Consider the following 13,432-nt stretch of genomic DNA (forward strand, 5'->3'; position numbering starts at 1 on the left):
TACAATGCTAACTTCATTCATGGATGCTCTCTCCTCTGAGTGACGTTGTTGCAAACATCACTTTGGCACATCGCGATGCCGTCGGGAGGGGGCATCCACTCCATCAGTTCTGCGTGGAAACCAACAATCCATGACCTCCGAATCATGGAGACCTATAGATTCAGAATTAACCAAAAAATCGCAACTGTAATGTTAGGCAATGTCTTCGGGGAAGGCGTCCGCGATTACCCCATGTTCAAGGCGCCAGACATTCATCGCAAATGCCGCAGCCATCTTCGTCCATCATGGAGCGCGGGCGCTGACGACAACAACAAGCGCAGATAGCCGTTTCGCATTCAGTGATATGCTCCGGCGGTAAAAGTTCCACATCAGCGTCCAAAAATCCGTCACTGGCTAAGTCGTCCATCTCGATGCTCCCAAGTCGAGGATTGGGCATCGAAATAGGATGGAATTTGCGACGAACAAGACGCCACCAGATCCGCTCGAAAAATTTCTCCAAGAGGTCTTGAACGGAGAAATCCTAGAAACCAAATCGATCGGCGCCGACGGCCCAATGAGGGCGTCGGTTGACCGAGGAAGCGGGTACACCGCCCCCTTCCATGTTGCTTTACGGAGGATATGGTTATGAGAACTGAACTTGATTTTGCCCCGCTGTACCGCTCGAGCATTGGCTTTGACCGTGTGTTCAACCTGCTGAGTAATACGCAGCGCCTGAATGCAATCGACACCTGGCCCGCCTATGACATCGTAAAGACCGGTGAAGACGACTATCGCATCACGATGGCTGTGGCCGGCTTCGGCGACGGCGATCTGGATATCACCCAGGAGCGCAATGTCCTTTTCGTCAAAGGCGGCAAAGCCGAAGAGCCCCAGGGCGAATATCTCCACCGCGGCATTGCTGGTCGTTCGTTCGAGCGGAAGTTTGAGCTTGCTGATCACGTCAGGGTGGAAGGTGCCGATCTGCGCCACGGTCTGCTGACGATCGCTCTCAAGCGCGAGGTGCCGGAAGTGATGAAGCCACGCAAGATCGAGATCGGCGTTGCATCGTCTAACGAGCCGCTTCGGTTGGAAACCGACCGTCAGGTTGCCTGAGCAAAGACCTGGCAGTCGGCGAGGGCATTCGCTTGATAGCCCTCAGGTCGTGACCGGGTCACGTTCGACCAAAAGGTCTTGGATGTGGGGTGCCACGCCGTTCGACCAGCTGTATTGCCGGATCCAGTTTAAAAGCGCTCGCTACGAGGGAGAGTTCACACCCCCGCGTACGACGCTTAGCCTGGACTATCCCAGCTCTTATGGTGGTATGAACTGGGGCAGTGTCTCCGTCGATGAATCCCGAGGATATATGATCGTCAACGACATCCGCCTGCCGCAATATGTAAGGCTGATTCCCCGGAGCGAAGTCAAGAATCCAGGACCGGACGGCAAGACCGAAACGGGATTTGCCCCCCAAGCCGGAACCCCATACGCCCTTAGCCTCACGGACTTCCTGTCACCATTGGGCATTCCATGCCAGCAGCCGCCCTATGGCACCTTCTCGGCTATAGACCTGGTGACACGCAAGATCGTCTGGCAAGTGCCGGCCGGAACCGTTGAGGATATGGGCCCCCTTGGTATCAAGACCGGCTTGCAGATCCCGATTGGAATGCCGACCCTTGGAGGACCAATCACTACCGCCTCAGGGCTGACATTCTTCGCAGGCACGATGGTTTACTACCTGCGTGCACTCGACACGGAGACTGGTCAGGAAGTGTGGAAGGCTCGCATGCCCGCCGGGTCGCAGGCAACGCCTATGTCTTACCTTTCACCTGCTACAGGACGTCAATACGTCGTCATCTCCGTTGGTGGGACGCGTGGATCTGCGGATCGGGGCGACTACCTTATCGCTTATGCTTTGCCTAAGTAGCGAATAGCTGAAACCCGGCCGATAAATCATCGGCCGGGGCCTCTACTATCCCACCGCGAAGCTTCGCCTTGCCATGGCTGCGAAATGGGCGCGTTAGTCACGCCTGAAGTCGTTATCCATAGCTACGCCAAGCACACCACCCTGAAACAACCTCATCATTACAGGCGACCGAACATAATCGCGCATGCTGGTGCTGCCGGGATACTTACTCTTGTTCTGCTGCGGCTGCGAGCCCATTCGGCCAATCCATTCCCCCATAAAGCGCCTTGCCCAGATCGCCGGTCCGAAGGCATCTTCGACGACACATGAGCTAACTTCATGGCAGTAAGTGATGTATTCAGTCCTGCAGAATGCGCGGTTGAAATATGCATGTCGCCAATGCGGCCGCTCCGGGATCAATACGCCGGTCGTGATCGCGCCTATGCCGACCCAGCCTATGCCGAGAAGCATCGCAACCACCTCAACGCTGGCCTTCTTGCTGGTCCAATAATACGACGATGGCACACCGCTCTACCGTGTGGCTCAGACATTCGAGCGGGCCGGCGTTCCGATCAGCCGTGGCGCTCATGCCAACTGGGTGATCGGTTCCAGCGAAAGGCATCGCACCGCATCTATGATACGCTGATAATCCGGCTGGGTCGCAGTCCTCATTCATGGCAACGAGACTTGTGTTCTGATCCTGAAGGAAAAGGACAAGGAAGCCACCAGCACATCATATGTGGGCGTAACGAAGCGGCGAGGACAGTAGCGAGCCAATCGTGCTCCTCGATAGGGAGGTCGTGGCCAGATACATCCGCAGCACTGCCTCGCTTACTACGCCAAAGGCCTTGTCGAAAAAGGCGCAATCGAGCTCCGGATCGCAGGCGAGTATCGACCCGATGCGGTGGATAACGCTCAAGCGGATTGCTGGCAGACGGCATGCGTGGGCGGCCTGGCGTGGTATTCTGAGATCCCCATTCGATTGGAATTCGCTGCGAGTGTTGCCGCTACAGGTGCCGGACAAGATTTGACGTTCGGCTTTCCCGTTCTCGAAATGGGAAGTTGGGGTCTGATAAGGTCGGCACGGACGACAACATTCAGAAACTAAGCTCATGACCGCAATCGATCAGCGGCTATTATCATGGCGAGCGATTAGAGTGATTGTAAACGATCAACTCGCGCGCGGAACAGCGAAGAACTAGTGGCCTAGAAATCACGAGGCTATCCGCGAGGCCATATCTTACCCGGGAAACATGGAGGCCAGCTAGGTTATGAAGCTCCAGGTCAACAATCAAATCTACGACGTAAATTCTGAACCGGACACGCCGCTGCTCTGGGTCATCCGCGACGAACTGGGTCTCACTGGCACGAAATATGGGTGTGGCCTTGCCCAATGCGGCGCCTGTTCCGTTCTCGTGGACGGTCAGATCACCCGCTCATGTGTAACGCCTTTAGACAGTGTTGCGGGCCAGAAGATCACCACGATCGAAGCGATAGAAAATGACGAGGTCGGCCAACGTGTCGTCACCGCGTGGGTTGCGCATCAGGTTCCGCAATGCGGATACTGCCAGTCCGGCCAGGTGATGGCTGCGACCGCGCTTTTGAAAGAAACGGCGAACCCGAGCGACGACGATATTGCTGCGGCGATGATCAATCTCTGTCGCTGCGGGACTTACAACGCCATCAAGGCGGCGGTAAATGACGTCGCAGGCCGCAAGGAGGCATCTCTATGAATGAGATATTCCGCGAGGCTTTAGATACGGAGATTGTCTCCGGCCCGCCAGTCAATCTTTCCCGTCGCGGTTTTATGCTGGCCTCCGCCGGCGCGACTGCCGGAGCGCTCATCATCGGCTTCGGCATCCCTGTTCGTTCCGCGCGTGCCCAGGAAGCTGCCGCCAAAGTCGTGCCTGGAACACGCGTTCCGGCATTTCTCGAAATCCGCCCGGATAGCACGGCCCGCCTGATGAGCCCCTTCGTCGAAGGCGGCCAGGGCATCTTCACGGCGATGGCCCAGATCGTTGGCGAAGAGCTGGACCTCGATCCCACGTCGTTCACGGTCGAGAATGCACCGGCAGGCCCGGATTATCAGATTATCCTCAACGGCATGCGGATCACCGGTGGCAGCATGTCGACCCGTCTAAGCTACGATACGATGCGCCATCTCGGCGCGTCCGCCCGTCTGATGATTGTTCAGGCGTCGGCGACGCGGCTTGGGGTTCCAGTCGGTGAACTGACGACCGAACCGGGACGCGTCATCCACGCCGCTTCCGGCCGATCGCTGTCTTACGGCGAAGTCGCCCCGGACGCGATGGATCTTCCTATCCCGGGCGCCGATTTGGTGAAGCTGAAGGATCGCAGCCAGTTTCGCTGGATTGGCAAGCCCATTCAGCGTCTCGACGTGCTTGATAAATCGACCGGCCGCGCTGTTTACGCCATCGACTGCAAGGTGGACGGAATGTTGCACGCGGCTGTGCAGCACGCGCCGCGCCTGGGTATGTCTGTTGGTACCATCCGCAACGAGGATTCGGTCAAGGCGATGAACGGCGTCCAATCCGTCCACCGGCTGCCGGGAGCGGTCGCAGTCGTCGCAGAACGTTGGTGGACCGCAAAGCGTGCCGCCGAAGCGCTCCAGGTCGATTGGCAGGAAGCCAATGGGACCTCGGCCGTGGAAGGTGGACGTATCATGCCGAGCGACTTCTCGACGGTGGCATTTGCCGACCGTCTTGCGAAGGAGCCCGGTGACGGCAAGGAAGCGGAGACGGATGGCGACGCGCCAGGCGTTCTTGCCTCCGCGAAGGAAGTGATCTCCGCCACCTACCATAGCCAGTATCTCAATCATGCTCAGCTTGAGCCGCCCTCGGCTCTTGCGAGATTCAATGAGGATGGCACCCTTGATGTCTGGATGCCGAATCAGGCGCCCGAGATGTTCCAGGCCGATATTGCCAAGAGCACGGGTCTAGACGCTTCGAAGATAAACATTCATAGCCCGCTGCTCGGTGGCTTTTTCGGCAGACACTTCCTTTATGTTGCCGCCAGCCCTTATAGACAGGCGATCCAGCTTGCGAAGGAAACCGGCCGGCCGATCAAACTGATCTGGAGCCGCGAGGAAGAATTCCTGCGCGACACATTGCGACCAATGGCAGCGGTGCGTTTCCGTGGTGCGCTGAATGATACCGGCATGCCGGTGGCGTTGGAGGCAGTGAGTATTTGTGAGGGACCAACCGAGGGCATTAGCGGTCATAACCCTGATAAAATCGATGAGTCCGCTGTCGAAGGATTAACCGGGAAATCTTATTCCATTGCCAACAAACGCATCGCCCAGGTCTACGTCGAAAACCCGACGATGCTTTCGTACTGGCGGTCTGTCGGCAACTCGATGAATGACTTTTTCTACGAGTGCTTTCTTGATGAACTGGCAGACAAAGGTGGTAAGGACCCCTATGAGTTGCGCTTGCAGCTGCTTAAAGACAATGCCCGCCTGACCAATCTTTTGAAGGCTGCCGCCGATATGTCGGGCGGGTGGAAGCGCGGTCCATTCACCGCGCAAGATGGCACACGACGCGCGCGTGGAATTGGCATGGCATCTCCTTTCGGCAGCCACACCGCGGCGATAGCCGAGGTGTCTATTCGATCTGGAGAAGTCGTGGTTCACGACCTTTGGGAGGCGATCGATCCGGGCAGTATCGTCAACCCTGCGATTATCGATGCGCAGATCAACTCGGCCGTCGCCCTGGGCTTGTCTCAAGTCCTTCTGGAGGAAGTTGTCTACGAAAACGGCAAGCCGTTCGCTCGCAATTACGATCTCTACCCGATCCTGTCGCCGGACCGTATGCCACGCGTGCACACGAGGATCATCGAGAGCGGTGAAAAGATGGGCGGAGTAGGTGAGCCAGGCCTGCCGGCCGTTCCTCCAGCGGTGGCAAATGCCGTTTCAACCCTGACCGGTCAGCGCGTTCGCAGCATGCCGTTATCCCACTACACTTTCACGAGCTGACGAAGATCTTCGTTTGGCGTTCCAGCCGATATTGATGCGCATCATCAGTGACACAGCCAGCGGTGAGCTGGCGGTGTCACTCGCACAAAGGCTCCTTACAGGGGATGATTGTCCTTGAGAAAAATACTCGTCGCTTTCCTTGGCATTGCCATCGTCGTGGTCGGCGGTGTGACTTGGTTCGTGAACCGCACACCCTCGTCCCCCTTCGACAGCGCAGCGGCACATTCCAACGCCGCACCGGAGCTCCTGGCACGCGGTGAAATGATCGCCCGGCAGGCCGACTGTGTCGCCTGTCACAGCACGCCGGACAGCAAACCATTTGTCGGCGGCCTAGAAATGGGAACGCCGCTCGGCTCGATTTTCGCGACGAACATCACACCGGACAAGGCAACCGGTATTGGCAACTATTCGCTTGCGGATTTCGATCGGGCCGTTCGCCATGGGGTCACCCCTGATGGGCGCCGGCTCTACCCGGCAATGCCCTATCCTTCCTACGTCAAGATGACGGACGATGACATCGGAGCGCTCTACGCATTCTTCATGAACAGGGTCGAACCCGCCAACCAACCGAACAGGCCCTCGGGTATCGAGTGGCCGCTGAACATGCGCTGGCCGTTGGCGCTGTGGAATGCCGTATTCGTCGATGGAGGCGTCTATGCGCAAAAACCTGAAAGGAACGAGCAGTGGAACCGGGGGGCCTATCTTGTGCAGGCTGCCGGACATTGCGGCGCCTGCCATACGCCTCGCAGCGTGACGATGAATGAGAAGGCTTTCGATGAATCAAGCCCCGCCTTCCTGTCGGGTGCACTGCTCGACGGCTGGTACGCACCAAGCCTGCGTCAGGACCACAATACGGGTCTTGGCCGCTGGAGTGAGGAGGATATCTACCAGTTCCTGAAGAATGGCCGCAATCAGCACGCTGTCGTATTCGGCTCGATGACCGAGGCTTACAACAATTCGCTGCAGTTCATGACCGATACGGATCTGCGGGCCATCGGTCACTATCTGAAGTCACTTCCAGGCGACCCGTCAGCCGACGGAAAGCCGTGGGCCTATGTCGCGGCATCGGCACCAGTGGCTGGCGGCAACCGCACCCCAGGAGCTCAGACCTATGTCGCGCGCTGCGGCTTCTGTCATGGCCCGGACGGTCGCGGGCAGAACCAGTGGATCTCGCCGCTTGCAGGTGCTGCCTCTTCGCTCATCGAGCACACCGACTCGCAAGTCAACGTCGTGTTGAATGGGTCGGGAAGGGTCGTTACCAATGGAGTTCCGGACGCCTACCGGATGCCGCCCTTCCGCGAACAACTGACGGACAAGGAGATTGCCGATGTCCTCACCTACGTACGCTCATCCTGGGGCAATCACGGCGGTGCGGTGAAGGAGGAGGACGTCAAGGCACTCCGACAGCACACCGATCCGGCGAGCAGCAATCCAATCGTCCTACAGATGCGCTAATCGTCCCTGCCTCCCAAGCACGATAATGGTCATTGAGCCTATCGTACTCACCCAGGGACCAGGGCGCCAGGATTTATCCTGGCGCCCTTCGACCCCACCGCGATATCGACCTGTTTGTACAAACGATCAGGATGGTCGCACGAATGGCTGAGGTTGCGGACCAAACAGCGAACTGCCGATCGAAACGCGGTTGTCCAAATGTCGCTTCGCGTCTTTTGATCGCGACCGAATTCTCGGCGGTCGACGTTCAACCCCTACACAATTGATCAGCACGCATTCACCCATTTCTACGCCCGGTAGAGATGTTCCTTCGCGGCTGATCCAAATGGAGTGGCTGGGCGTGGAGGAAATAGTCGCCGATCTTACAAGGATCTGACCACGCGGTTCAACAGCCCGAAGTCTTCGTCGGGGCACAGGACGTCGATCGAGCAGGTCGGAGTTCCGGTCAGCGAGGTCAAAATCTGCGATGATGCTCGTCTCGATGTTGGTACGCCAGACCAGGTTTTGGCTACGGGCGGCATTTTGCGCCGAACTGTGTTGCTTGTCCGGATGTTCGGCAGCTGCGGATATTGATGAGTAGACTTCATAATCGCATGCACCATGGGCAGGGTAGTCCTCACCCCTTCTGGCGGGTAGGTTGCCGAATGACGTCAGCGTGCTGCGCAGGTATCGGCGCGTTACCGCTGGAGTGCTCGGCCCCGCAGATCGGAAAAACGCTTTGCAGCTGTTGTTCCAGGGCCCCTCTACGACTTAAATCAAGGAATATTCAATGCGAAATTTCGCCATCCTGATCGGCTGTGTCTCTCAATTGTTTCTCGCCGTGCCGTCTTATGCACAGTCTGTCACGCCGCGGGTTCCGGCACTTGTGTCGATCGATGAGGATATTGTCGCACCCCCCGGGAGCGCGGTTCCGCGCTTTTCCGTCGATGCAGCGTGGCCGAGGATGCCTGACACCATGCTCTGGGGCGAGGTCAGTGGCGTGGCGGTGGACAGTGACGATAGTGTTTGGCTTGTGCACAGGCCCGACTCGCTAACCAATACCGACAACGGCCTTGCTCAATCACCACCGATCGCCCTGTGCTGCCGTGCGGCTCCGCCAGTTGCGCATTTTAGTTCAGACGGCAGATTTCTAGGTGGATTTGGCGGCCCGGAGTCTGCGCCGACCATCGACGGCGTTAACCAGTGGCCGATCAGCCTCCACGGTATCTCCGTCGACAGCGATGGAACTCTCTGGTTCGCCGGCATAGGCCGAGGCGACCATGTTGTGGTAAACTACACGCGCGAGGGCAAGTTCATCCGGCAGATTGGGCGTCGGGATCAGACCGGTGGAAACGCAGATGGCGAGCACCTCGGCAATCCATCCGATGTCAGTCACATCGGCGATCAGGTAATTGTAGCCGATGGCTACATCAACCGCCGCTTTCTCGGATTTGACGCGTCCAGCGGAAAAGCTTTCGGAATCTGGGGTGCGTACGGCTCGGCACCTGCGTCTCAGACGCGCCAGGGCAACTTCGATCAGAGCCAGGCCACATCGGGCAGCGGGCCCGACCCGGAAGCGCGTGAATTCGGCACGATCATCCACTGCGCCGTGCCGACCGGTGACGGACAGATCTATGTATGCGACCGACAGAACAACCGCGCCCAGCTGTTCGACCTGAGCGCGGACGGTAAGCTGACCTTCGTGCGCAATATCGCCATTGAAGGCAAGACCGGCGGGCTTGGTACCGTCACTGACATCGCGCTTTCGCCGGACAAAAAGTATCTCTACGTCGGCGACATGATGAACGGACGCATCTGGATCCTGCTGCGCTCGAGCCACGAGGTACTTGGCTCTTTCGGCCGCATCGGTCGGCAGGCGGGCCAGTTCACCTGGATGCACTCGATCGACACCGACAGTCAAGGCAACCTGTATGTCACTGAAGTCGGGACCGGGCGCCGTGTGCAGAAATTCGTGCTCACCGGCCTGCGTTGATCGCTGAAGTATTGACCCGCTAGGGGCGTACGTCGTGTGGGCGGGAGGGCGCGTGACGGCGACAGCGGTAAAGAGGCGGCAAGGCCTCCCACACCATTTTAATCTCGAAGGCATTGCGTGCCGCGATCGCTTTAGGTCGTCCGCATGCAACAAAACATAAGGTAATTTAAATGCTGGCCACTACTTCTATTGACAATGACGCTGTCGAAAGCCCGACCGCTGCCTGGGGCGGTGTGTTCGCACTTTCGCTTGGCGCCTTTGCGCTCATCGCATCGGAATTTATGCCGGTCAGCTTGTTGACACCAATTGCCGCCGATCTCCACGTCACAGAAGGACAAGCCGGACAGGCAATTTCCGTATCCGGCGCCTTTGCAGTACTGACCAGCCTCTTCATTTCGGCAATCGCCGGAAATATTGATCGCAAACGCCTCCTGCTTGCGCTTACCGGCGTCATGATCGTCTCTGGAACAGTTGTGGCCGTCGCGCCGAACTATGAGATATTCATGCTTGGTCGCGCCTTCATCGGCATCGTGATCGGCGGGTTCTGGTCGATGTCTGCCGCAACCGCCATGCGGCTTGTGCCTTCGGACAAAGTTCCGCGCGCACTTGCCATCCTCAACGGTGGCAACGCACTAGCAACCGTGATTGCCGCGCCGCTCGGCAGCTTCTTGGGGGGTCTGATCGGCTGGCGCGGAGCGTTCTTCTTCGTCGTTCCGATCGCCGTCATCGTGTTCGTGTGGCAGATGATAAGCCTGCCATCCATGAAGACGGCATCCCGGACAAGCCCCGTCGCAGTGTTCAACCTTCTTAAGCAGCCGATCGTGGCCTTGGGCATGGCCGCCGTCAGTATCTTCTTCATGGGCCAATTTGCACTGTTCACCTATCTGCGGCCGTTCCTCGAGATCGTTGAGCACGTCGATGTTTCCACTCTTTCGTTGCTGCTGCTTGGGATGGGAGTCACAGGGTTTATAGGGACTGTCCTCATTGGACGGTTCCTGACGGATGGTCTCTATCGCACCTTGATCGTCATTCCGATCTTGATGGCGTTCATCGCCGCGGCACTCATTTTTTCTGCCGGCGGCGTCGCTGTGACAGCTGTCCTGCTCGCCCTGTGGGGGCTGTTCGCAACCTCGGCGCCCGTAGGCTGGTGGACCTGGATAGCAAGGACACTTCCGCAGGACGCGGAAGCCGGCGGCGGCCTGATGGTAGCGGTGGTCCAATTGGCAATCACCTTCGGAGCGGTCGTTGGTGGCGTGCTCTTTGACAGCAGCGGATATGTCGCAACCTTCGGCGTCAGCGCGCTACTGCTCCTGGTCGCAGGGTTGCTTGCGATGCAAACGGCGCGCAAGGCTGAGCCAGCTTTCCAAGCGCCCTGAACCCGGTAGAGAAGTCGGAAACGAATCCGGCACGATATTACCAGCACATTGGCGACGGCATGCGCCTCGCCATTGTCGCAAACCTTGTATCCACCCGTTTGCTGGAACTGCGAGGCCTAGGTTGGCACGCCCATGTGTTGAGGGCGACGTGTACAAAGACTTCTCACATATTCCGATTGACGGTCGTCCAGCGGGACAGGTCTCTTCGTCAGCCCCGCGAGCTCGTTAATCAGAGGGCCAGGGAAGCGCAACCGGGTTGGTTCTATTCGTGAGCTTGCCTCATAGCAACATGCTGCTTTGGGCGATTAATGCGGAAAGAGTTCAGGTCTATTGTTTGAGCATTATCTGAAAAAGGAAAGTGGTCGTGACCAATATGAGCAGACGCAACCTCATTCTTTCCGCCACTGCGTTTGGAATCTGTGGACTGGACGGATACACCGCTCCCCGGTTCGCGCTCGCTGCAGCCTCGCAGCCAGGCTCAGGGCCCACGGTCAGAGGGGATCGGTTCGGTGTGGGCGTCTATAATACACAGCAAGTCGCCGATGAGTTGCGATACATAGAGGCAAACGTCCGTCCGTCGAACGAGACACGCAGGAAACGCATCTTGATTACCGGTTCGACTGCTGGGCTGGGACAGCTTGCCGCCGCGCATCTGCTGCGCCGAGGTCATCATATTGTTGCCCACGCGCGTAACGAGCAGCGCGCTGCCGAAGCGAGGCGCGACCTGGACGCCGTCGTCATCGGGAACCTGCTGGACCTTGACGAAACACGCTCACTGGCTGGGCAAATCAACGCGCTGGGCACATTCGATGTCATCATTCACAATTCGGGCGAGTATGGCCTTCCTGATGCGGAGATACTTAACGCAAACTCCCTGTCTCCCTACCTTTTGACCAGTCTTGTCGATACCCCTCGGGAAGCGATGATCTATCTCACATCCTCCCTCCACCTGGGCGGAGACCTCAAGCTCCACGAGGTTCGCAGTGGCGGCACGAACGTCAATTATAACGACAGCAAGCTCCACATGGCGACATTGGCCACGGCGGTCGCACGCCGTCGTCCAGACCTGCGTGTCAACGCAGTGGCGCCGGGCTGGGTAGCAACGGTGATGGGCTTTCACAACGGTCCGTATGCGCCGGACAATCTCCGTGCCGGCTACATGACGCAGGTCCAGTTGAGCGAGGGAACAGGTCCTGCCGGCCAGATGACCGGCAAATTTCTCTTTCATCAGAAGGAGGAAACCAGCGTTAACTCCAGCGTTTATGACGAAAAGGCGCAAGACGCATTGATCGCAGCCTTTGAAAAGCGTACCGGGGCCTCGCTAGGCTGAGGAGGGGCGTATCGCCCAGGCACGCGATCGAACGCCCTAAAAGGGTCGCCGGATAAGTCAGCAGACGTCGAGCAGAAGCTCTCGGACTCGACACCGCGCGCACCGCTATACGCTGCGGGCAACACATGCCCGTCTTGAACTGCAGGCATCTGCTTCAATTCCGATGGACGCCCCATTCTCTGGAGCTATGCCGCGACATCGCGATGTCGAGCCAGCGCTGCTATGGCTTCGTTTGCGGCGCGCGCCCCGCTAGCATGTGCGCCATGCGCGGTTGCATAGTCATCCGGGTTGGTGGCTTCCCCTGCAAAGAAGAGCCTTTCTTTCCACGACTTTGCGAGAAGGCTTCTTGCGCCTGACCTGCCCGGTAAGGCGCTACTGTAGGCTCCGCCGATCCGGTCGAGGCGTGACCAGTTCGAATTAGCGAGTGGCTTGAGCTTCGATCGAACGCCGTTCCCGAAAAGATCGGCAAGCTGATCCATCGCAAGCGTAAAGGCAGCGACCAAGCCATCCTCTGACATGACCCGTGCGCTATCACCCCCAAGATAACATTCGATCACCGGCCGGCCGAAGGGACGAATGTAGAAATCGCAGGCGAGTGGGTTTGCCGGATCGGCGAACAAATGGGTTTCACTTACGAACAGAGGGTCGTTGGCCAGCAGGAATAGCTTTTCGTTCTGACCGAGTGGTAGGTGGCTGGCGGCGTCCAGCCACGGGTCGAGATCGTTCGGCAGCCTGATCGCGTCTCCCGCCAGGACCTTGGTCGATACGGTCAAGATAGCCGTACGCGCGCGAATGTCACCTTTCGCCGTCGCAATACGCAGACCTTGCGGATCCTCGGCTATGGCCGTCACCGGCGTGGAAAGGCTTACAGCCGAATGGGACGGCAAACTGCGGGAAATCAGGGTGCCCATGCCTGAGGGGACACGCCAGTTTCGATAGCTGCACGCAGCGTCATACGCCAGATAGTCCTTTGCTGACATCCGGTCTGGAGAGACGCCGTTTGAAAAACCACAGATTGACCGGATATAGGTGTTCCACGGAGCGTCCTCACTCATCGCGTCGCTTGCCCGGTCGCTTTGTGGCACCACCGCTGGAAGACGTTTTTCCCAGTCGTTCAGCGCAGCCCGTGCCTCACGTTGAGATCGTGTCCCATGGAGTGGTGTAGCTGGATTTCATAGCCATCGGTGATTTCCGGTAGGGTCGGGTTGCTTAGAGCCAACCTGAGGGACACCACCGATGACCGACGACATGATGAACCTGCGTTCACTCGTTGAGAAGAGCGCCGACGCCGATTTACTGCGCGAGATGATCGGCTTTGCTGCCGAGAAGCTGATGGCGCTGGAGGTCGGCACGAAGACCGGTGCGGGCTATGGCGAGAAGAATGGCTTCCGACTGGCCCAGCGTAACGGCTATCGCGACCGGG

The 13,432-nt window shown here is 58.3% G+C and carries 9 protein-coding genes and 2 pseudogenes; 10 read left to right on the plus strand and 1 reads right to left on the minus strand.

Features of this window, described 5'->3' with window-relative positions; translation table 11 throughout:
* The first annotated feature begins 624 nt into the window (after window positions 1-624).
* The 9 genes and pseudogenes from ACI3K0_RS30315 (at window position 625) to ACI3K0_RS30355 (ending at window position 12,009) form a co-directional block, all read left to right on the plus strand.
* The gene (locus tag ACI3K0_RS30315) at window positions 625-1,092 is read left to right on the plus strand and encodes an Hsp20 family protein (protein WP_206829366.1); all 468 of its coding nucleotides are present in this window, start codon (window positions 625-627) and stop codon (window positions 1,090-1,092) included.
* 79 nt (window positions 1,093-1,171) lie between these two features.
* A pseudogene (locus ACI3K0_RS30320) lies at window positions 1,172-1,903 on the plus strand (membrane-bound PQQ-dependent dehydrogenase, glucose/quinate/shikimate family); the annotation flags it as partial.
* 328 nt (window positions 1,904-2,231) lie between these two features.
* A pseudogene (locus ACI3K0_RS30325) lies at window positions 2,232-2,744 on the plus strand (transposase); the annotation flags it as partial.
* 409 nt (window positions 2,745-3,153) lie between these two features.
* Window positions 3,154-3,615, plus strand: a complete 462-nt coding sequence (locus ACI3K0_RS30330) for a (2Fe-2S)-binding protein (RefSeq protein WP_206829362.1) — start codon at window positions 3,154-3,156, stop codon at window positions 3,613-3,615.
* Entirely contained in the window at window positions 3,612-5,876 is a 2,265-nt protein-coding gene (locus ACI3K0_RS30335; RefSeq protein WP_206829360.1) for a xanthine dehydrogenase family protein molybdopterin-binding subunit, read from the plus strand. Before ACI3K0_RS30330 ends, ACI3K0_RS30335 begins: the two co-directional genes overlap by 4 nt.
* 114 nt (window positions 5,877-5,990) lie before the next feature.
* Window positions 5,991-7,331, plus strand: a complete 1,341-nt coding sequence (locus ACI3K0_RS30340; RefSeq protein WP_210349141.1) for a cytochrome c — start codon at window positions 5,991-5,993, stop codon at window positions 7,329-7,331.
* A 769-nt stretch (window positions 7,332-8,100) separates the two neighbouring features.
* Window positions 8,101-9,303 carry a hypothetical protein gene (locus ACI3K0_RS30345; RefSeq protein WP_206829358.1) on the plus strand — a complete coding sequence of 401 codons (1,203 nt, stop codon included), beginning with the start codon at window positions 8,101-8,103 and terminating at the stop codon, window positions 9,301-9,303.
* A 170-nt stretch (window positions 9,304-9,473) separates the two neighbouring features.
* Entirely contained in the window at window positions 9,474-10,679 is a 1,206-nt protein-coding gene (locus ACI3K0_RS30350) for an MFS transporter (protein WP_206829357.1), read from the plus strand.
* A 604-nt stretch (window positions 10,680-11,283) separates the two neighbouring features.
* The gene (locus ACI3K0_RS30355) at window positions 11,284-12,009 is read left to right on the plus strand and encodes an SDR family NAD(P)-dependent oxidoreductase (RefSeq protein WP_404946952.1); all 726 of its coding nucleotides are present in this window, start codon (window positions 11,284-11,286) and stop codon (window positions 12,007-12,009) included.
* Window positions 12,010-12,194: 185 nt separating this feature from the next.
* Here the strand turns inward: ACI3K0_RS30355 and ACI3K0_RS30360 are convergent, their stop codons facing one another.
* A complete protein-coding gene (locus ACI3K0_RS30360) occupies window positions 12,195-13,064 on the minus strand; it encodes a flavin monoamine oxidase family protein (RefSeq protein WP_404946953.1) in 870 nt (289 codons plus the stop codon).
* 181 nt (window positions 13,065-13,245) lie between these two features.
* Here ACI3K0_RS30360 and ACI3K0_RS30365 point away from each other — a divergent pair.
* The coding region (locus tag ACI3K0_RS30365; RefSeq protein WP_029869893.1) for a transposase at window positions 13,246-13,432 on the plus strand (187 nt) is incomplete at its 3' end.

The organism is Rhizobium sp. ZW T2_16 (genome assembly GCF_044987325.1).
In the GTDB taxonomy this organism is placed as follows: domain Bacteria; phylum Pseudomonadota; class Alphaproteobacteria; order Rhizobiales; family Rhizobiaceae; genus Neorhizobium; species Neorhizobium cellulosilyticum.